This window comes from Caulobacter sp. BP25, assembly GCF_002737755.1.
Classification (GTDB): Bacteria; Pseudomonadota; Alphaproteobacteria; order Caulobacterales; family Caulobacteraceae; genus Caulobacter.
Map to the genome: position 1 here is coordinate 1 of NZ_PEGH01000010.1, position 19,420 is coordinate 19,420.

Genomic DNA, 19,420 nt, shown 5'->3' on the forward strand with positions numbered 1-19,420 from the left:
TCGAAGTGCTGGTCGGCGCGGGCCTCGATGACCTTGGCGCTAGCGCCTTCCTCGATCACCGGCAGGCGGGCGCTGTCTTCATCGCCCTCGTCGTCGCGGCCTTCTTCATAGACCGCCAAATAGCCGGGGAAGAGCACGACCTGGCCGGTCGCGCGCATTCCGGTTTGGCCATCGGCGCTTTCCAGATCGACCGTGGTGCGCTCGATGCGGGCGCTTTCCATCTGGGAGGCGATCATCCGCTTCCAGATCAGCTCGTACAGGCGACCCAGGTCCGGCTCCAGGCGCAGCGAGCCGGGGTTCCGGTTCAGGCTGGTCGGGCGGATGGCTTCGTGAGCCTCCTGGGCGTTCTTGGCCTTGGCCTTGTAGTAGCGCGGGGTCTCGGGGACGAATTTGTCGCCATAGACATTGCCGATCACGCTGCGCGCCTCGGCGATGCCTTCGGGCTCGACCGACACGCCGTCGGTCCGCATGTAGGTGATCAGACCGACGGTCTCGCCGCCGATGTCGATGCCTTCATACAGCTTCTGGGCGGCCTGCATGGTGCGCTGGGCCGAGAAGCCCAGCTTGCGCGCGGCTTCCTGTTGCAGGGTCGAGGTGGTAAAGGGCGGGGCGGGCGAGCGCTTGCCCGGCTTCTTCTCGACGGCGGCGACCTTGAACACGGCGCTCGCCACGGCGGCCTTGGCGGCCAGGGCCGAGGCCTCGGCGCCCAGGTCGAACTTGGTGAGCTTCTTGCCCTCGTGCTTGACCAGGCGCGCCAGGAACGGATCAGCGCCCGCCGAGACGTCGGCGTCGACGGTCCAGTATTCCTGGGTCTTGAAGCGCTCGATCTCCAGTTCGCGGTCGACGATCAGCCGCAGGCAGACCGACTGCACGCGGCCGGCCGAGCGGCTGCCCGGCAGCTTGCGCCACAGCACCGGCGAGAGCGTGAAGCCGACCAGATAGTCGAGGGCGCGGCGGGCCAGATAGGCCTCGACCAGCTCCATGTCGACGTCGCGCGGATTGGCCATGGCCTCCAGCACGGACGTCTTGGTGATGGCGTTAAAGGTGACGCGCTGGACGGCCTTGTCCTTCAGCGCCTTCTTCTTGTTCAGCACTTCCAGCACGTGCCAGCTGATCGCTTCCCCTTCGCGATCGGGGTCGGTGGCAAGAATCAGGCGGTCGGCCTTCTTGAGGGCGTCGACGATGTCGCTGACGCGCTTGGAGGCCTTGGCGTCGACTTCCCAGCTCATGGCGAAGTCGTTGTCGGGCTCCACCGAGCCGTCCTTCGACGGCAGATCGCGGATGTGACCGTAGGAAGCGAGAACCGTGTAGTCGGACCCGAGGTACTTGTTGATGGTCTTGGCCTTGGCCGGGCTCTCGACGACGACGACGTTCATTCTAACTCTGGGCTGGAAGGCGGATCGCCCGGGAGGCGAGCGCCGGGGAAAGTGGGGCCCGCTTGGGGGTCTGTCAACGCGGGCTCTGACGAACGGCTGTGCTTTGGGGCCCTGGTAGCCGCTTGTTAAGACGCTTGTGCGAGTTTTATCGCCTGGTTTTGTGACTGCTCGCCGATGGACCTGACCGTCAACAGGATCGCCACCGAGGCCTATGTCTCGCCGATCCGCCCGATCAAGCCCGTGACCTCGAACGCCGAACGCGCGGATATCGCCGATCGGCTGCGCGAGGCCGTGCGCGCCGCGCCGGCCGCTGGCACGGGCCTGCTGGTGGATCTGAGCGTCTAGAGCGGCGCGCCAAGCTCGACCATTCGCCCACTTCCTGACGCGGACGCGTGGTCCACAAGCCTTTGGGCCGGCGCTTCGGTCCGTGGCGTGGCGGGCCGATGGCGCACTGGAGACGACGTGGCGGGAAGGGCGTAGCTGTCGTCGTGAGCTTGGCCGCTCACGCCGCCGCCGTGGCGGTGTTGTTCGCCGCCCATGTCACCCCCGCGCCGCCCGAGCCGCCATCGGTGGTGGTCTCGCTGGTCGATCCGCCGCCTCCGCCGCCTCCGATACCCGCGCCGCATGAGGGGCCGAAGTCGCCGGTGAAGGCGCCCAAGAAGCCGCCTTCACCCGAAAAAACCAAGGACCAGGCTAGGGCCGCGCCGCGCTCGCCCCTTCGCGCGACCAAGGCTCCGATCCCGAAGGACGTGACGCCGCTGCCGGCCAGTCCGAAGCCCGCACCCAGCCGCGTCATGGGCCTTGGCGAGTCCGAGCTGATGGGCGCGGCGACCGCCGGTTCGGGCTCGGGAGGGGGTGCCGGCGGGGCGGGCTGCGACATGGTCCGGCTGCTGCAGGAGGGGTTGCGTAAGAACCCCCGCGCCCGGGCCTCGCTGATGCGCGCCCATGCTGGCACGGTTGGCGCCGGCCGCGCGCCGCTGGTCTGGAGCGGGGACTGGGTGCGCACCGACGGCGAGGAGGGCGACGGCCTCTCGGGTCTGCGCGAGATGATCATGCTGGAGGTCGCCTTCGCCCCCGCCGCCTGCCGCGCCGAGCCGATGCGGGGGCTGGTGCTGATCTCGTTGAACGACGGTCCAGGCGCGGCGCGCTTCGCTTTGGGGGGCGGCCACTGGCGGTGGTCGGACCTGCTATTCGCCAAGGGCGCGCGAAGGGGCGGCTAGACCCCCGCCACCAGCCCGCCGTCCAGTAGCTCCGCGCGGCCGGCCAGACTCAGCTCCACCAGCGCGGCCATGACCGTCGAGGCCGGGGCGGCGACAGCGCGGATCAGGTCGTTACGCGGGACCGGCGTCGGTGACAGCAGGGCGGCGACGCGCTCGCGCAGGGCGTCCGGATCGAGATCAGATGGCGGCTCGGCGTCATAGGCCTGGTCGCGCTCGCGCAGCCTGGCCTCGCCCGCCAGCGACCGCAGCACGTCCTCGGCGCCCTCGCAGAGGATCGCGCCCTGGCGGATCAGATCGTTGGTCCCTCTGGAGCGCGGATCCAGCGGCGAGCCGGGCACGGCGAAGACGTCGCGGCCTTGTTCGGCGGCCAGACGCGCGGTGATCAGCGAGCCGGACTTCAGCTCGGCCTCGACCACGACGACGCCCTGGGACAGGCCAGCTATGATCCGGTTGCGGCGCGGGAAGTCCTTGGCTTGGGCGCGGCGGTCTGGGGCGCTCTCGGAGACGATGCAGCCCTCGGCCGCCAACTGCGCGTGCAACTTGTCGTGCTCTGGCGGATAGACATCGTCGATTCCGCCGCCCAGGACGGCCACGGTCCCTGTCGTCAGGGCGCCTTCGTGCGCCGCCCCGTCGATGCCGCGCGCCATGCCCGAGACCACGACATAGCCGGCGGTCCCAAGGTCGGCCGCCAGGTTCCGGGCGAAGCGCTGACCGGCAGCGGAGGCGATGCGCGCCCCGACAATGGCGATCGACGGCTGCGACAACAGCTCGGCGCGGCCTCTGGCCCACAGCACCGGCGGCGGCGGGTCCAGCGCGGCCAGGCGGGGAGGGAAATCGGGCTCGCAACCGCAGATCAGGCGCGCGCCCAGCTTTTCGCCGATTTCCAGTTCGCGCTCGATCGTGTCGCGTGGTGGCGGGGCCAGGGGCGCGGCGCGTCCGCCCCGGCGGGAGAGGTCGGGCAGGGCCGACAGGGCTCGCTCGGGCGTGCCGTAGCGGGTCAGCAGATGGTCAAAGGCGACGGGGCCGACCGTCTCGGTGCGCGCCAGGCGAAGCCAGGCCAGGCGCTGGATGTCCGAGAGGCGGCCCGGGATCACGGCGCCTCGGTCGCGGCCGGATCGGCCGACTTCTTCTTGCCGATCTTGGGCTCCTCGCCCTTGAGCAGGCGCGCGATGTTCTCGCGGTGGCGAATGAAGATCAGGATAGCCATGAAGATCGCCAGGCCCAGCATCGGACGCGGCTGGTCGGTGGCGATGGCGAAGGGGCCGGCCAGGACCGCCGCCGTCAGGGCGGCCAGCGAGCTGATCCGGAAGATCGCGGCCATGGCCAGCCAGGTGACGGCCGCCAGCGCGCCAACCGGCCAGCAGGCGGCGAGCAGCACGCCGTAGAAGGTGGCCACGCCCTTGCCGCCCTTGAACTTCAGCCAGACCGGGAACAGGTGGCCCAGGAACGCCGCGCCGCCGGCCAGGGCGATCACTGTGGGGTTGCCGTGGGTCAGGTAGCGGGCCAGCAGCACCGCGACCACGCCCTTGCCGGCGTCGCCCAGCAGGGTGATCAGCGCCAGATCCTTACGGCCCGAGCGCAGCACGTTGGTCGCGCCGATATTGCCCGAGCCGATCTGGCGGATGTCGCCGGCGCCGCCCAGGCGCGTGGCGATCAGACCAAACGGGATCGAACCCAGCAGGTAACCGCCGACGACGGCGATCGCGAGGGTCAGATAAACGGCTGAGGCGAGGCTTTCCACGATTTCTACCTTAGAGAGTGTTTTGTGCGAGCTCAAGCGCGCCGTGTCGACGAGGGGTGTAAATCGCTTTGATCCGCTGGCAAAGTCGCGCGGAGTATCGTGGGGATAGGTTATGGCGGGGGCTATGGGCGCGACGCATCATGTCGAGGAGCGCACGACAAGTCGCGGCGAGTGGGTCGTCTGGGTCCTGCTGACCGCGCTGGCCGAACTGGTCGGGATTCTGCTGGGCGCCTCCTGGTGGGTCTGGGCCGACGGCCTGATGCCCGATCCGAACGGGCTGTTCTGGCAAATCTGCATGCTTCTGTTGAAAGCGCTCTCTGGCGTTCCTGAGGGCATGGTGCTGGGGCTGGTGCAGGCCAATCTGATGAGCCGACGGCTGCCGGAGCTGTCGATCGTACGCTGGACAACAGCGACCTGCGTCGTGGCTGTGATCGGCTGGGCGGCGGGATCGTCATTCTCGATCTTCGCCACAGGCGACGGCGGCGCCGGCAGCTTCGATCCCAGCGTGGGGCAGACCCTCCTGATGGCGGCCGGCCTTGGCCTGGCCTTGGGCGCTGTTTTCGGCGGGGTCCAGACCCTGGCGCTGGGCGGCCTGGGCGTGAAGCGCTGGCCCTGGATCGTTGGCAACGCCATCGGCTGGGGGCTTGGCCTGCCCGCGATCTACCTGGCCGCGTCCGGCGTGGCGCTCGCGCCGGTCTGGCTTCTGGGCGCGATCGGCGGCCTTGTCGCCGGCGCTCTGGTGGGCGTGGCGACCGCCGTGGCCTTCGCCGCGATGACGCGGGAGGGTTAGCCCTCCGCGCGGTGTACGATGCGGCCGTCGACCACGGTCATCAGCACTTGGCCCTGCAGGCGACGACCGTCGAACGGCGAGTTCTTGGACTTCGACAGCAGGCGGGCGGCGTCGATGATGATCGGCGCGTCGATGTCGCAGAGCACCAGATCCGCCGGTGCGCCCGGCGCGATCCGACCGCCGCGCAGGCCCAGGAGCTCGGCCGGCGCCAGGGTGACGGCGCGTATCAGGTCCACGAGCGCGATGCGCTCTTCGTGGTACAGCGACAGCAGGGCTGGCAGCAGGGTCTCCAGGCCGACCGCGCCCGGCGCGGCCTCGTCGAACGGCAGGCGCTTGTCCTCGGCCGGGGCGGGGCTGTGCGAGGAGACCACGACGTCGATCAGGCCGCTCGCCAGCGCCTCGATCAGCGCCTGGCGGTCGTCCTCGCCGCGCAGAGGCGGGTTCAGCTTGGCGAACGTGCGGTAGTCGCCGATGTCCAGCTCGTTGAACGACAGGTGGTTGATCGACACCGAGGCGCTGATCCGCAGGCCCTTTTTCTTGGCGCGCTGAAGCGTCTCCAACGCTTGGGCCGAGCTGATCTGGTCAACCAGCAGCTTGCCGCCGGTGGCCTCCAGCAGGGCGACGTCGCGCTCCAGCATGATCCGCTCGGCCATCGGCGAGATCGAGGGCAGGCCCATGCGGCCGGCGAACTCGCCGCCGATCGCCGCACCGCCGCGTCCCAGCCACGGGTCCATCGGCCGGTGCGCCAGTAGGGCGTCGAAGCCCTTGGCATAGGTCAGGACGCGCTGCATGACCTTGCTGTCGACGATCGGCTTGCCCGCGTCGGTGACATAGACGCAGCCGGCCTCGCGCATCAGGCCGATCTCGGCCATCTGCTCGCCCTTGAGGCCGCGCGTCGCCGCGCCGGCCACCAGGATACGGGCGCTGTCGATGTCGCGGGCGCGGCGTAGGATGAAGTCGACCACGCTGGGATCGTCGATCGCTGGCGCGGTATCGGGCTGGACCACGAACGAGGTGACGCCGCCGGCCGCTGCGGCCTTGGCGGCCGAGGCGAGGGTTTCCTTGGTCTCGGCGCCGGGCTCGCCGGTGCGCACCCGCAAGTCGATCAGGCCGGGCGCTAGCAGCGCCCCACCGCAATCAATAACCCGGACGGCCTTGGACAGCTTGCCGAACTCACGGCCCTTGGCGACGTCGGTGATGACGCCTTCCGAGACGATGACGCCGCCGGGGCCGTCATAGCCGCTTTCGGGATCGACCAGGCGGGCGTTGACGAAGGCGAGGGGCTGGGACGCGTTCATTGGGCGGCCTCCAGTCTGGCTGCCAAGCTGGTCAGCACCGCCATCCGGGCGGCGACGCCCATCTCGACCTGGTCCTGGATCAGGCTGATGGCCGGATCGTCGGCGACGTCGCTGTCGATCTCTACGCCCCGGTTCATGGGCCCCGGATGCATGACCTTGGCGCCGGGCGCGGCGCGCGAGAGCTTTTCGCGATCCAGGCCGTAGAAGCGGAAGTACTCGCGGGTCGAGGGCACGAAGGCGCCCTGCATCCGCTCCAGCTGCAGGCGCAGCATCATGACGACGTCCGCGCCGGCCAGGCCGGACTTCATGTCGTGGTGGACGGTGACGCCCCAGCGCTCGGCCTGGGACGGCATCAGGGTGGGCGGGCCCACCAGGCGCACGCTGGCGCCCAGGGTGTGCAGCAGGGCGACGTTCGAGCGCGCGACGCGGCTGTGCAGCACGTCGCCGCAGATCGCCACCGTCAGGCCCGAGACACGGCCGAAGGCGCGGCGGATCGACAGCGCGTCCAGCACGGCCTGGGTCGGATGCTCGTGCTGGCCGTCGCCAGCGTTGATCACGTGGCCGCTGACCTTCTGGGACAGCAGGGACGCCGCGCCGGACGAGGCGTGGCGGATGACCAACAGGTCGGGCCGCATGGCGTTCAGCGTGACCGCCGTGTCGATCAGGGTCTCGCCCTTGGCCACCGACGAGGTCTTGGGGTTCATATTGACGACGTCGGCGCCCAGCCGCTTGCCGGCCAGCTCGAACGAGCTCTGGGTGCGGGTGCTGTTCTCGAAGAACAGGTTCATCAGCGTCCGACCCTTGAGGATGTCCAGGGTCTTGGACGGCTGGCGGTTGAGCGCGACGAAGGCGTCGGCCAGATCCAGCAGTTCGACGGCCTGAAGCGCGTTCAGATCGCCGGCCGACAGGAAGTGGCGTTTGGGGAAGGCGAAGACGCGGGCGCGGATCGTCTCGATGGCCGCGTGGGCGGGGTCATGGGCTGAAGCCGTCATGAGCCCGCGTCTTAGGCGGCTTTGGCCGGGAAGGGAAGCGAAGGGACGCGAACGCTCTGTGGAGGATGTCGTGCCGCTGATAATCGGCCAGCGTCGCGGGCCCCCACCTGACCACGCTCCGCGTGGTCGTCCGCCCCCGGGGGGGGGCAGAAGGAAACGCGAGCCTTCTTCCCCCTCCGGGGGAGGAGCGCCGCAGGTGCGGAGGGGGCAAGTAAGAGCGTTCGCGGCGCTCTGTGATCCGCGTATTCAGAATCAAACTGAATGAAATCAACGACTTCTCACTTTTACACGCTGCTGCATCATCCGCGTTGAAACCGCCCTTATCCTTTACGCACCTCGTCGCGAGGAAAGGGCGCATGGCCAGCGACCATTTGCGGCGGCGGGGGGCGATCGAGCGGGGACAGGTTCGAGGGGGATACTCGGACGGTCCGGGGCTGGGCTTGCTGGGCTCACCCGCCCGTCGTCGGCGTGGTTGGAGGCAAAAGGGCGTGTTTGGCTGAAAGCCCGTCCTCTCCGACCGTTGGGACTCTCGGAAACGGGAGGCCCAGCTCCCGGTAAGGCCCAAACAGGGCCACCTGACGGGACGCTGGCGGATAACGGTCGCGCGGAGCGTCGGGCTTCGTCGAAACGGTATCTACAAACTCACACTCCGGACGGTGTCCGGCGCTCCGCGTCCCTTTCCATGCCTTCAGCGGCCCGCCGCGTGAAGTCGACCTTACTTGCCCCCACCTGACCGCTTCGCGGTCGTCCGCCCCCGGAGGGGGCAGAAGGGATCGCGCACCTTCTTCCCCCTCCGGGGGAGGAGCGCCACAGGCGCGGAGGGGGCAAGTAACAGGACTACAATCCCCGCAGCCGCTCCAGCGCGCCCTGCAGGATCCAGCCGGCCGCCATCTTGTCCACGACTTCCGCGCGTCTCTTTCGGTTCACGTCATGCTCGTCGATCAGCACCCGCGTCACCGCCGCCGTCGACAGGCGCTCGTCCCAGAAGGTGATGGGCAGCTCGGGTTTCAGGCGCAGCAGGTTGCGCGCCAGCGCCCGGTTGCTCTGGCAGCGGACGCCCTCTGTCCCGTCCATGTTCATCGGCAGGCCGATAACGATGCCGATCGCGCCGCGGCTGTCCATCAGCTTGAACAGGGCCTCGGCGTCCTTGCTGAACTTGGTCTTCTCGATCAGGGCCAGCGGGCTGGCGACCGTGCGGGTGACGTCCGAGACGGCCACGCCGATCGTCTTTTCGCCAGGGTCCAGGCCCACCACGGGCGCATACTGGGGCAGGGCGGCGGCGAAGGCTTCGATGTCGAGAACGGGCATGGCTCTCTTTATCAGGAGCCGCCCCGTCTGAAACCATCCTTGAAACCTTGTCTCCAGCCTAGTAACCGACGCGTTCGAATTTCAGGAGATCCCCATGGCCATTGACGCCGCCACGGTGCGGAAGGTCGCCCGGCTCGCCCGCATCGCCGAACCCGAAGAGCGCATCGAGGCCTTGGCTCAGGAGCTCAACGGCATCATGACCTGGATCGAGCAGCTGGCCGAGGTCGACACCGACGGCGTCGAGCCGCTGACCAGCGTCGTGGACTCGGGCCTGCCCCTGCGCGACGACGTCGTGACCATGGGCGGCGATCCGGCCCGGGTGACCAGCAACGCGCCCAAGTCGGTGGGCAATTTCTTCGTCGTGCCGAAGGTGGTCGAATAATGAGCGCGCTCACGAAGCTGACCCTGAAGGCCGCCGTCGACGGCCTGGCCAAGGGCGAATTCACCTCGGTCGAGCTGACCCGCGCGCACATCGACGCCGTCGAGGCCGCGCGCGGCCTGAACGCCTACATCCTGGAGACGCCGGAAAAGGCGCTGGACATGGCCGCCAAGTCCGACGCCCGTCGGGCTTTGGGCGACGCTGGTCCGCTGGAAGGCGCACCGCTGGGCGTGAAGGATCTCTTCTGCACCGAGGGCGTGCGCACCACGGCCTGCTCGAAGATTCTGGAAAACTTCGTCCCGACCTACGAGTCGACGGTGACCAAGCAGCTTTGGCGCGACGGCGCGGTGATGCTGGGCAAGCTGAACCTTGACCAGTTCGCCATGGGCTCGTCGAACGAGACCAGCTATTTCGGCCCCGTGACCAACCCCTGGCGGGCCCAGGGCTCGACCAAGGCCCTGACCCCTGGCGGTTCATCGGGCGGTTCAGCGGCGGCTGTTGCGGCCGATCTATGCCTGGGCGCCACCGCCACCGACACCGGCGGCTCGATCCGCCAGCCGGCCGCCTTCACCGGCACCGTCGGCATCAAGCCGACCTATGGCCGCTGCTCGCGCTGGGGCGTCGTGGCCTTCGCCAGCTCGCTGGATCAGGCAGGGCCCATCGCCAAGACTGTCGAGGACGCGGCCCTGCTGCTGACCTCGATGGCGGGCCATGACCCCAAGGACTCGACCAGCCTGGACATCCCGGTTCCGGACTTCACCCAGTTCGTCGGGAAGTCGGTGAAGGGTCTGCGCATCGGCATTCCCAAGGAATACCGCGTCGACAACATGCCGGCCGAGATCGAGAAGCTGTGGGCCGACGGAATCGCCTGGCTGAAGGAGGCCGGCTGCGAGATCGTCGACATCAGCCTGCCGCACACCAAGTACGCCCTGCCGGCCTACTACATCGTGGCCCCGGCCGAGGCGTCTTCGAACCTCGCCCGCTATGACGGCATGCGCTACGGCCTGCGCGAAGAGGGCGCCAACCTCACTGAGATCTACGAAAACACCCGGGCCTCGGGCTTCGGCGACGAGGTCAAGCGCCGCATCCTGATCGGCACCTATGTGCTGTCGGCCGGCTACTACGACGCCTATTACCTGAAGGCCCTGAAGGTGCGTCGTCGCATCGCTGAGGACTTCGACAACGCCTGGGAAAAGGTCGACGCGATCCTCACCCCGACCGCGCCTTCGGCGGCGTTCGGCCTGGGCGAGAATTCGAACGACCCGATCGCCATGTACCTGAACGACGTCTTCACGGTGACGACGAACCTGGCCGGCCTGCCGGGCCTCAGCCTGCCCGCCGGCCTCGACGCCAACGGCTTGCCGCTGGGCTTGCAGATCATCGGCAAGCCTCTGGACGAGGGCACGGTGTTCTCGGTCGCGGGGGCGGTCGAAAGGGCGGCCGGTTTCACGGCCAAGGCCTCGAAGTGGTGGTGATCTGATGTCGAAATGGCGACTTGGAGGAGTCTTTTCTATCCTTGGCGCTGTTACGGCCGGCATTTCCGCTGCCTTGGCTCTTACAATCACCGTCGTTTCGCTGCTATTCAGTGCAAGCGTTCCGCTATCGCTCTTCTCGGAAAAGGCTCTGTGGCTACTCAGCCCCTATTTCGGAGTGCTCGTTGGCTCGCTTTTCTGGAGCTTCGGAGCGAAGCTGGGAGGCTCCTCTAACCATCCGTTTTGGGCCATTCCCGCACTTTGGGCCGGCGCAACGCTCGCCGGTTCTGCAAGTTGTTTTCTTTTGATCTTGCTTGGTGGTCAAGACACGCTGCCGGACGTTGGACTACTACTGGTGGCAGCATCTGCAGTCTTGATCGCAGCGGCAATTGGGCTTGGCGCAGTTCTGTTGGGATTGAAGGGCTTGGGTCGTGGCCCATTGGCGAAGAAGGTCCAATGATCGGGTGTAGAAAAGGGCGGCTCCTGCGGAGCTGCCCTTCTTCGTTGGGGATCGGCCTGTTGCGGGTTGAACGGGGTAACCGGGGCTGGAGCGAAACGGCAAGCCCTGCGGCGAAGGCTTTTCCGCCGTGGGGCGCTGGGTGTAAGAGGAGCGTATGACGCAAGATTCCAAGCAGATCCAAGGCCGCACCGGCCCCTGGGAAATTGTCCTCGGTCTCGAGGTTCACGCCCAGGTCGCCAGCAAGTCCAAGCTCTTCTCCGGCGCCGCCGTCGGCTTCGGCGCGGGCCCGAACGAGCAGGTCAGCCTCGTGGACGCGGCTATGCCGGGCATGCTGCCGGTGCTGAACCGGTTCTGCGTCGAGCAAGCGGTGAAGACCGGCCTTGGCCTGAAGGCCCAGATCAATCTGAAGAGCCGCTTTGACCGGAAGAACTACTTCTATCCGGACCTGCCGCAGGGCTATCAGATCAGCCAGTTCGACCAGCCGATCGTCGGCGAGGGCGTGGTCAGCGTCGAACGCGACGACGGCACGACCTTCGATGTGCGCATCGAGCGCCTGCACCTGGAGCAGGACGCGGGTAAGTCGCTGCACGACCAAGACCCGAACGCGACCTATGTCGACCTGAACCGTGCGGGCACGGCGCTGATGGAGATCGTCTCCAGGCCCGACATGCGCACGTCCGAAGAGGCCGCCGCCTACGTCAAGAAGCTGCGGACGATCCTCGTTTATCTGGGCACCTGCGACGGCGACATGGAGAAGGGCAACCTGCGCGCCGACGTGAACGTCTCGGTCTGCCGTCCGGGCGCCTACGAGAAGTTCCGCGAGACGGGCGACTTCAAGCACCTGGGCACGCGCTGCGAGATCAAGAACGTCAACTCGTATCGCTACATCCAGCAGGCCATTGAGTACGAAGCCCGCCGCCAGATCGAGATTCTGGAAGACGGCGGCAAGATCGACCAGGAGACCCGCCTGTTCGACCCGACCAAGCTCGAGACCCGCTCGATGCGTTCGAAGGAAGAGGCGCACGACTACCGCTACTTCCCCGATCCGGACCTGCTGCCGCTGGTGCTGGACGCCGCCTGGGTGAAGTCGATCGAAGAGACCCTGCCGGAGCTGCCGGACGCCAAGAAGGCGCGCCTGCAGAGCCAGTATGGCCTTTCGGCCTATGACGCGGGCGTGCTGATCATCGACGCCGACCGCGCCGACTACTTCGAGGCGGCCGCGAAGGGCCGCGACGCCAAGCTGGTGGCCAACTGGGTGACCAACGAACTGCTGGCCAAGCTGTCGGCAGCCGGGATCGAGTTCACGGACTCGCCGCTGCCGTCGTCGGACATCGCCCAGCTGGTCGAGCTGATCGAGAACGGCACCATCTCGTCGAAGATCGCCAAGGAGGTCTTCGAGCACATGTGGGCCGGCGAAGGCCGTCCCGCCGAGATCGTCGAGAAGCGCGGCCTGGTGCAGATCAACGACACGGGTGCGATCGAGAAGGCCATCGACGACCTGATCACCGGCAATCCGGACAAGGCCGAGGCGGTGAAGGACAAGCCGCAGGCTCTGGGCTGGTTCGTCGGCCAAGTGATGAAGGCCACCGGCGGCAAGGCCAACCCCGCCACCGTCAATGAGCTGCTCCGCAAAAAGCTCGGCGTCGAATAGGCGCTACGCAAAGCTGACATGACGAGGGCTCGCGGTGAGAACCGCGGGCCCTTCTTCGTTGAGCGGACGACCCGCTCTATCGCAGGCTTGGCGGCGACGCCGAGCAGTCCCATGTTGCGTGCAGGCAAAGACAACGGAAGGGGAGGCCGATGAGTCAACCGATCGCACTCTACTACTGGCCCACGCCGAACGGCTGGAAGGTCTCGATCGCCCTTGAGGAGATGGGCTTGCCCTACGAGATGGTCCCGGTGAACATCGGCACGGGTGAGCAGTTCAAGCCAGACTTTCTGGCGATCAGCCCGAACAACCGAATGCCCGCCATCGTCGATCCCGACGGCCCTGACGGTCAGCCGATCTCGGTCTTCGAATCTGGCGCGATCCTGCAGTATCTGGCGCGCAAGACGGGACGCTTCTATGGCGACAACGAGCGGGACCGGGTCGAGATCGACCAGTGGGTGATGTGGCAGATGGCGGGCCTTGGCCCCATGGCCGGCCAGACCCACCACTTCCGCCAGTACGCGCCGGCCATCATCGCCGACCAGCGCCAGATCGCTTACGGCGTCGTCCGCTACACCAACGAGACGCACCGTCTCTATGGGGTGCTGAACAAGCGACTGGAGGGCCGGGATTTCATTTGCGGGGACCTGTCCATCGCCGACTTCATGGTCTGGCCCTGGGTCGTTCCCTGGAAGAACCAGGGCATTATTCTGGATGAGTTCCCCAATTTGAGGAGCTGGTTCGAGCGGGTGGGCGCGCGCGAAGCCGTTCAGAAGGGGTTCAAGCTTGGCGCCGAATTGCGCTCGCAAGGCCTTCAGGCGTCAGGAAAAGCGGCTGAAGAGGCGCGAAAGGTGCTATTTGGTCAGAGGGCGCGTTAAGGTCGCGTATACTAACATTTACAGCCAGTAATAAGGCTTAGGGCCTAGTATACATTTGGTCGCATTCATCATATCGGCGTGATTAACTATATGTTCAGTCGCGCTGGACTTTCCTCCATTCGAGCTCTGATCCGGCAGAACGCCGTGGTGAGCCTAAGAAAGGAGATGAGCCATGATGTTTATGAACGAACCGCCGGCCGTCGTCGCTACCCTGCCGCTGCCGACCGCCGAATCCACCGGCGACGAGCTGTTCCGCATGGGGCTGCTGTATTCGACCGGTCAGGGCGGCGCGCCGCTCGACTATGTTTCGGCCCACATGCTGTTCAACCTGGCCGCCATGCGCGGTTCGGTCGAGGCCAAGCTCTATCGCAAGGAGCTGGCGCAGGAGATGGCCAGCGAAGATGTCGCCGAGGCCCAGCGCCAAGCGCGCGAATGGCTCGCCCACGGCTGAGCCCGGTTCCCCGGGCTCACATTCTTGATCTGAGATCGCCTGAGTCCCGGCGTCCGCACTCCGGGGCCGCCTGAGGCGTCGGCGCCTTGCGTCGCTTGCGCAGGGCTTCCCTCAAGGCCCGCGCCATCAACCCGGCTTGTGGTCAGGGGCTTCCTGCAGACATCCGCGCAAGCAAGGGTGCGCTCCGACCTGTCCGCTATCGGACCGCTGAGCGGTCGCCTAGCAGGCAGGGCACGGTCATCAGGATGATGTAGAGATCCAGCCAGAACGACTGGCGCTCGATATATTCGACATCCAACGCCACACGACGACGCACGCATTCTTGCGTGTCGACCGGTCCGCGCGAGCCGTTGATCGCCGCCCAGCCGGTCAGGCCTGGCTTCATGCGATGGCGGTGAGCGTACTCCGCCACCAGCTTGGCCGACTCGACGCCTGCGGTCTTCATGCCGACCGCGTGGGGGCGGGGGCCTACGATCGACATCTCCCCTCGCAGGACATTGAACAGCTGGGGCAGCTCATCGAGGCTGGTCGAGCGGATGAAGCGGCCCACGCGCGTGACCCGATCATCGCCGGCGCGAATCTGGCGCGCGGCGTTTGCGTCCGCAGCATCGTTGCGCATGGAGCGGAACTTCCAGACCAGGAATTCCTCATTATTGAAGCCGTGGCGGCGCTGTCGGAAGAACGCCGGACCCGGACTGTCGAGTTTCACGGCGAGCGCGATCGCCAGCATGAGCGGGCCGGCGGCGGCGAGGCCCATCACGGCCAGCGTCAGGTCAAGCGCTCGCTTCGCCAGAAGACGGCGTCGCCGGAAGTCGCGCCAGCCTGAAAGTGGATGCTCCGCGCCGGTGGCGATACGCGCCAGGGTCGCGTCATCCTCGTCCGGCGTTCCGCCGTCGACGAAGAGGTTGAGGGGATGGGGCAAGACGCCCAGCTTATCGGCCAGTTCGCGGACGCGCGTCTCGGCTGTCGCGGTGATGGCGAAGACCACCCGGTCTATATAGGGCGCGAGCCGGTGACGGAGCAGGGCGTCGGTGTCGCCCAGCAACGGCACGCCCAGGATGTTCACGGGAGCGCGGCGTAGGCGGTCGTCGAACAAGCCCAGCACGTTGACCTCGCCGGTGCGCATCGCGGCCTCGATCAGGCGCTGTGCGTTGGCCGTAGCGCCGACGATCACGATGTTGGGCGTCAGTAGGCCCTGGCGCCGGGCGTGGTCGATGAGCTTCCACCATCCGGCGTGCAACGCGACGAGACAGGCGCTGGCGCCTAGCAGTGGCAGAGCGGAACGCGCGTCGATGGGATTGAAAACCAATGAGGCGAGGGTCGCCACGAGCGCGGCGCTCACGAGCGCCTTGCCGACACGGTTCAGATGCCGCTTGAGGCTCTGTTTGCGCGGGAAATCGTAGGCGCCGAAAGCGCGCATCGCGATCGGAATGGCCAGTGTCCAGGCGAAGCCCGTCAGAAGGTCCCGTCCCAGCGTCACCGGGGCCGCCATCATCAACGCGCAGGCGACATCGACCAAAGCAAAGATTCGGGCCAGCCAGCGCGCATCCATCCGCGAGCGCGAGGGCACCAGCTTGCCAGGACGCAGAGGGGCTCTGCGCCGCTTCCGGCCAGGCGGGCCGGTTTCGGGACCCATCCGCGCGGAAGCATCCCCTGAAGCGATGAACGCCAAGGCCGAAACGCGCGTGGAATTGATCTCTGGAATAGGCTGCATGACGACCGATGTTCGGAAAACGCCGTTCAATTTAACGGGGCGTTCTAAGTGCGACGTTAACACGCACATTTTTGGCATTGACGCCGTTGTCATGTCGCAGCGAACAGGCTATCGAACCGCTCCCTCTCAGGAGGAGACGTGGCCGAGAGGCTGAAGGCACCGCTTTGCTAAAGCGGCATACCCCAAAAGGGTATCGAGGGTTCGAATCCCTCCGTCTCCGCCACCTTCCGATACAGTTGTGGCAAAAGTTCTGCGGCGCGCTTGGGTGGCCGTTCGACTCGCCGCGTCACATCATCTGACCCTGATTTCCGCCGGCCTTCAGAGGCGGTAATGCGTCTTTGTTATTGAAAGTAACTCGCAGTAACGATTATACGCCCGAAACGTTGATTTTTGAGCGGGCTTCACAGTGCGGTTCCAAACCAAGGGCGCGAGTCGGCGCGCCATCCTCGCTTCCGGCCTGAGCCTGCTGGCGTTGTCGGCCAGTGGTGGCGCGCAGGCTCGCGCGGAAGAGCCCTCGACCAGCGTGGATCGCGTGGTGATCACCGCCGCGCGGACGATCTTGCCCGCCAGCGCCTTGCCGATGACCGTGGATGTCGTCGACAATGAGAGCCTGACCCAGCAGGTCGCTATCAGCGGCTCGGTCATCGACGCCATCGCAACCTTGTCGCCGTCGTTCTCGCCCACGCGCCAGAAGCTGTCCGGTGCAGGCGAAACCCTACGCGGCCGCTCGCCGCTGTACGCCATCAATGGCATTCCGCAGTCGACGCCGATCCGCGACGGATCACGCGATGGCTATACGATTGATCCCTTCTTCGTGGACCGGGTCGAGCTGATCTATGGCTCGAACGCTCTCCAGGGCATCGGCGCCACCGGCGGCGTGGTGAACCAGGTGACGGTCGGCGCGCCCAAGCAGGACGGGGTCTCGGGGCGCGTTCTGGCCCAGACCACGCTCGGCCACGACCTGGGCGACGCGGTTGGCGGCAAGCTGGCGGGCCTGGTCGGCTGGCGCGAGGGCGCGTTCGACGCGACGGCCGGCGTGGCCTACGAGTCGCGCGGCGCCTTCCATGACGCCCGCGGCCGCCGCATCGGCATGGACAACACCCAGGGCGACGTCCAGGACTCCAAGACGTTGTCGCTGTTTGGCCGTTTGGGTTGGCAGATCGACCCCAGCCTGCGCCTGGACATTGTCGCCAACCGCTTCGAGCTGAAGGGCGATGGCGACTATGTGACGGTCACGGGGACCGCCGCCGCGCCGACCGACGGCTCCCGCCTGACGCGTCTGCCCAGCACCGCCTATCGTGGCGTCGTGCCCGGCAAGCCGGCGCAGGGGCGCGTCGAGACCCTGTCGGCGTCCTTGACCGACGACGACCTCTATGGCGGCGCCCTGACCGCTCAGCTGTTCTTCAACCGTACGCGCGACACGTTCGGCGGAGACAGGAACGCCACCTTCCAGGACGTGAGCATCGCGCCGTCGGGCACACTGTTCGACCAGTCCTCGAACCGATCGCGCAAGCTGGGCGCGCGGATGAGCTACGAGCGCGCCGTGCCAGGCCTTGAGGGCTTGACCGCGACCGTGGGCCTCGACGCGCTGAACGACCGCACCGAGCAGCTGCTGATCGCCACGGACCGCGCCTGGGTGCCGCCGACCAAGTTCCAGAGCCTCGCGCCCTTCGTCCAGGGCAACTACGCCCTGCTGGATGGCAAGCTGCGCCTGGCGGGCGGCGTCCGCTTCGAGAACGTCGAGCTGAAGGTCGACGACTTCACCACCTTGGCCTTTTACGGCGCGCGCAAGGTGGCCGGCGGCAATCCCGACTTCAAGGCGACCCTGGCCAACGGCGGCGTGGTGTTCGAGCCCGCCAAGGGGCTTCGCGTCTATGGCAGCTACGCCGAGGGCTACACCGTCCCAGACGTGGGCCGCATCCTGCGCGCCATCAACGTGGCCAATGTCGATGTCGACACCTATCTGGCGATCGAGCCGATCGTGTCGAACAATCGCGAGATCGGCGCGGAGCTGAAGCGCGGACCGTTCGACGCCAGCGTCGCCTACTTCTGGTCCTCTTCGAAGTTGGGTCAGCTGCTGGTCAGGAACTCAGGCGGAGTCTTCGACGTGCAGCGCCAACGGGTGGCGATCGAGGGGCTGGAGGCCAATGTTCGGGCGCGCACGCCTGTGCCGGGGCTCGATGTCTCGGCCGGCTACGCGCGCCTGCGCGGTCAAACCGACACCAACGCCGACGGCAAGGTCGACACCGATCTGGACGGCGCGAACATCTCTCCCGACCGCCTGAATCTCGCCGCCGATTATCAGACGGGTAAGTGGGCGCTGCGGATGCAAGTCCAGTCCTATCTGTCGCGCGACATGCAGAAGGCGCTCGTGAAGGACGACTTCGAAGGCTACACGGTCGCCGACGCCTTCGTGCGATATCAGTTGCCCGTCGGCGCTGTGTCGCTTGGCGTCCAGAACCTCTTCGACAAGCAGTACCTGACCTACTATTCGGACACGACCTTGCCCACCAAGGACAAGATCTACGCCGGACGGGGACGGACCGCGACGCTGGGCTGGGAAGCCCGTTTCTGATGAAGACCCTGCGCCTGCTGCACCGCTGGACCGGCGGGTGCGTCGGATTGCTGCTGGCGCTTTTGGGTTTGAGCGGCGCGCTCTTGGTGCATGAGGACGCGTTCCTGCGCGCGACCGTGCCGCATGCGGCCGACGCGCAGCGCCAGGACACGAAGACCCTCGCGGCGGCCGTCGCGAAGATCTTCGCCGCCGAAGACCGTCCGCGCTCGATCGTGCTGGCGACCGACCGGCTGGGCCTGCACAAGCTGTCGTATCGGGGCGAGCAGGGCGCCTACGCGGACCAGGACGGGAACATCATCCAGCAATGGACCTCGAATTGGACGCGTCCCGAGGTCTGGTTGTTCGACTTCCACCACCATCTGTTCAACGGCGACACCGGCGAGATTATCGGCGGTGTTGTTGGCCTCGTGGGTCTAGGGTTCGTGGCGACGGGCCTGATCCTATGGTGGCCGACGCGACGGATGTTCAGCTTCCGACTCTGGCCCAAAGCCGCGAGGCGCGCCGCTATCGTGCACCACCATCGCGATCTCGGCGTCTGGATCGCGCCGCTTCTGGTTCTTTCGCTGACCACCGGCGCGGCCATGAATATGAAGTGGTTCTCCCAGGCCCTCCGCGCGCCGTTTTCACCGCCCGCCGTCATGGAGGCGGCGTCTGCGCCGCCGAAGATCGCGGGAGGAGAGCTGACGAGGGACCTTGACTGGTCGAAGGTAATCAACGCGGCCAAGACGCGGTTCCCCGACGCGGAGGTACGGACGATCACCCTGCCCGCCAAGAAGGGAGGGCTGGTCCAGATCCGCCTGAGAAGGCAGGCCGAGTGGCTACCGAACGGTCGCTCCGTCGCCTGGTTCGATCCCGCCGATGGCCGCCTGGTGGCCAGCCGCGACGCCTTGGCGCTGCCGCTCGGCTCAAGGATCGCCAACGCCGACTACCCGCTGCATGCGGCGAAGGTCGGCGGTCTGCCCTATCGTCTGGTGATGACTGTGTCTGGCCTGGCGCTGACGCTGCTGGGAAGTCTGGCGGTTGTGACCTTCTGGGGTAACCCGGGTGGGACACCCCGGCGTGCCCGTCGCGCCGCGAAGGCCTAGGCCAGAGGCGCGCGCCTCCAGTCCGACGAGGCG

General features: G+C 67.0%; 18 protein-coding genes, 1 tRNA gene and 1 pseudogene. 13 read left to right on the forward strand and 7 right to left on the reverse strand.

All coding sequences use genetic code 11. The features are described 5' to 3' along the window. Positions 1–1,376 (reverse strand): type I DNA topoisomerase (topA, locus tag CSW59_RS07095; RefSeq protein WP_099443382.1); only part of this gene is annotated, 1,376 nt, incomplete at its 3' end. A 174-nt stretch (positions 1,377–1,550) separates the two neighbouring features. Here topA and CSW59_RS20575 point away from each other — a divergent pair. Then, the gene (locus CSW59_RS20575) at positions 1,551–1,721 is read left to right on the forward strand and encodes a hypothetical protein (protein ID WP_143754971.1); all 171 of its coding nucleotides are present in this window, start codon (positions 1,551–1,553) and stop codon (positions 1,719–1,721) included. 98 nt (positions 1,722–1,819) lie between these two features. Beyond that, positions 1,820–2,596, forward strand: a complete 777-nt coding sequence (locus tag CSW59_RS07100) for a hypothetical protein (protein WP_099443383.1) — start codon at positions 1,820–1,822, stop codon at positions 2,594–2,596. On the opposite strand, the gene dprA is transcribed toward CSW59_RS07100, so the two are convergent. Both dprA and plsY read right to left on the reverse strand, forming a co-directional pair. Then, positions 2,593–3,690, reverse strand: coding sequence for a DNA-processing protein DprA (gene dprA / locus CSW59_RS07105; protein WP_099443384.1), 1,098 nt, complete (start codon positions 3,688–3,690; stop codon positions 2,593–2,595). The two genes, CSW59_RS07100 and dprA, sit on opposite strands and share 4 nt — an antisense overlap. Continuing rightward, on the reverse strand, positions 3,687–4,337 hold the full coding sequence (gene plsY, locus CSW59_RS07110) for a glycerol-3-phosphate 1-O-acyltransferase PlsY (RefSeq protein ID WP_099443385.1): 651 nt from the start codon (positions 4,335–4,337) through the stop codon (positions 3,687–3,689). The genes dprA and plsY overlap by 4 nt, the downstream gene beginning before the upstream one ends. 124 nt (positions 4,338–4,461) lie before the next feature. Here plsY and CSW59_RS07115 point away from each other — a divergent pair, with 124 nt between their 5' ends. Then, entirely contained in the window at positions 4,462–5,127 is a 666-nt protein-coding gene (locus CSW59_RS07115) for a hypothetical protein (protein ID WP_099443386.1), read from the forward strand. Here the strand turns inward: CSW59_RS07115 and pyrC are convergent. Then, on the reverse strand, positions 5,124–6,425 hold the full coding sequence (gene pyrC / locus CSW59_RS07120) for a dihydroorotase (protein WP_099443387.1): 1,302 nt from the start codon (positions 6,423–6,425) through the stop codon (positions 5,124–5,126). The genes CSW59_RS07115 and pyrC overlap by 4 nt on opposite strands. Further along, positions 6,422–7,417 carry an aspartate carbamoyltransferase catalytic subunit gene (locus CSW59_RS07125; protein ID WP_099443388.1) on the reverse strand — a complete coding sequence of 332 codons (996 nt, stop codon included), beginning with the start codon at positions 7,415–7,417 and terminating at the stop codon, positions 6,422–6,424. Before CSW59_RS07125 ends, pyrC begins: the two co-directional genes overlap by 4 nt. A gap of 322 nt (positions 7,418–7,739) precedes the next feature. On the opposite strand from CSW59_RS07125, the pseudogene CSW59_RS21285 reads away from it, so the two are divergent. Beyond that, a pseudogene (locus CSW59_RS21285) lies at positions 7,740–7,889 on the forward strand (hypothetical protein); the annotation flags it as partial. 365 nt (positions 7,890–8,254) lie between these two features. Here the strand turns inward: CSW59_RS21285 and ruvX are convergent. Next, positions 8,255–8,725: a Holliday junction resolvase RuvX gene (ruvX, locus tag CSW59_RS07135; RefSeq protein ID WP_099443389.1), complete on the reverse strand. Its 471-nt coding sequence runs from the start codon at positions 8,723–8,725 to the stop codon at positions 8,255–8,257. A 94-nt stretch (positions 8,726–8,819) separates the two neighbouring features. Between ruvX and gatC the strand changes: the two genes are divergently transcribed. From gatC to CSW59_RS07160, 6 genes are all read left to right on the forward strand, one after another. Continuing rightward, entirely contained in the window at positions 8,820–9,107 is a 288-nt protein-coding gene (gene gatC / locus CSW59_RS07140) for an Asp-tRNA(Asn)/Glu-tRNA(Gln) amidotransferase subunit GatC (RefSeq protein ID WP_099443390.1), read from the forward strand. Beyond that, on the forward strand, positions 9,107–10,579 hold the full coding sequence (gene gatA / locus CSW59_RS07145; protein ID WP_099443391.1) for an Asp-tRNA(Asn)/Glu-tRNA(Gln) amidotransferase subunit GatA: 1,473 nt from the start codon (positions 9,107–9,109) through the stop codon (positions 10,577–10,579). The genes gatC and gatA overlap by 1 nt, the downstream gene beginning before the upstream one ends. Before the next feature lie 4 nt (positions 10,580–10,583). Then, the gene (locus CSW59_RS20580; RefSeq protein ID WP_143754972.1) at positions 10,584–11,036 is read left to right on the forward strand and encodes a hypothetical protein; all 453 of its coding nucleotides are present in this window, start codon (positions 10,584–10,586) and stop codon (positions 11,034–11,036) included. 154 nt (positions 11,037–11,190) lie between these two features. Then, entirely contained in the window at positions 11,191–12,687 is a 1,497-nt protein-coding gene (gene gatB, locus CSW59_RS07150; protein WP_099443392.1) for an Asp-tRNA(Asn)/Glu-tRNA(Gln) amidotransferase subunit GatB, read from the forward strand. 149 nt (positions 12,688–12,836) lie between these two features. Next, positions 12,837–13,562, forward strand: a complete 726-nt coding sequence (locus tag CSW59_RS07155) for a glutathione S-transferase N-terminal domain-containing protein (RefSeq protein WP_099443393.1) — start codon at positions 12,837–12,839, stop codon at positions 13,560–13,562. Positions 13,563–13,734: 172 nt separating this feature from the next. Beyond that, positions 13,735–14,013 carry a sel1 repeat family protein gene (locus tag CSW59_RS07160; RefSeq protein WP_099443394.1) on the forward strand — a complete coding sequence of 93 codons (279 nt, stop codon included), beginning with the start codon at positions 13,735–13,737 and terminating at the stop codon, positions 14,011–14,013. Between the two features lie 196 nt (positions 14,014–14,209). Here CSW59_RS07160 and CSW59_RS07165 read toward each other — a convergent pair whose 3' ends face one another. Beyond that, positions 14,210–15,727: an exopolysaccharide biosynthesis polyprenyl glycosylphosphotransferase gene (locus tag CSW59_RS07165; RefSeq protein ID WP_099443395.1), complete on the reverse strand. Its 1,518-nt coding sequence runs from the start codon at positions 15,725–15,727 to the stop codon at positions 14,210–14,212. Positions 15,728–15,859: 132 nt separating this feature from the next. Here CSW59_RS07165 and CSW59_RS07170 point away from each other — a divergent pair. From CSW59_RS07170 to CSW59_RS07180, 3 genes are all read left to right on the forward strand, one after another. Further along, positions 15,860–15,950 (forward strand) — tRNA-Ser (locus CSW59_RS07170). 183 nt (positions 15,951–16,133) lie between these two features. Then, positions 16,134–18,302 carry a TonB-dependent receptor gene (locus tag CSW59_RS07175; protein ID WP_099443396.1) on the forward strand — a complete coding sequence of 723 codons (2,169 nt, stop codon included), beginning with the start codon at positions 16,134–16,136 and terminating at the stop codon, positions 18,300–18,302. Next, positions 18,302–19,387, forward strand: a complete 1,086-nt coding sequence (locus CSW59_RS07180; RefSeq protein WP_099443397.1) for a PepSY domain-containing protein — start codon at positions 18,302–18,304, stop codon at positions 19,385–19,387. Before CSW59_RS07175 ends, CSW59_RS07180 begins: the two co-directional genes overlap by 1 nt. Positions 19,388–19,420 lie beyond the last annotated feature (33 nt).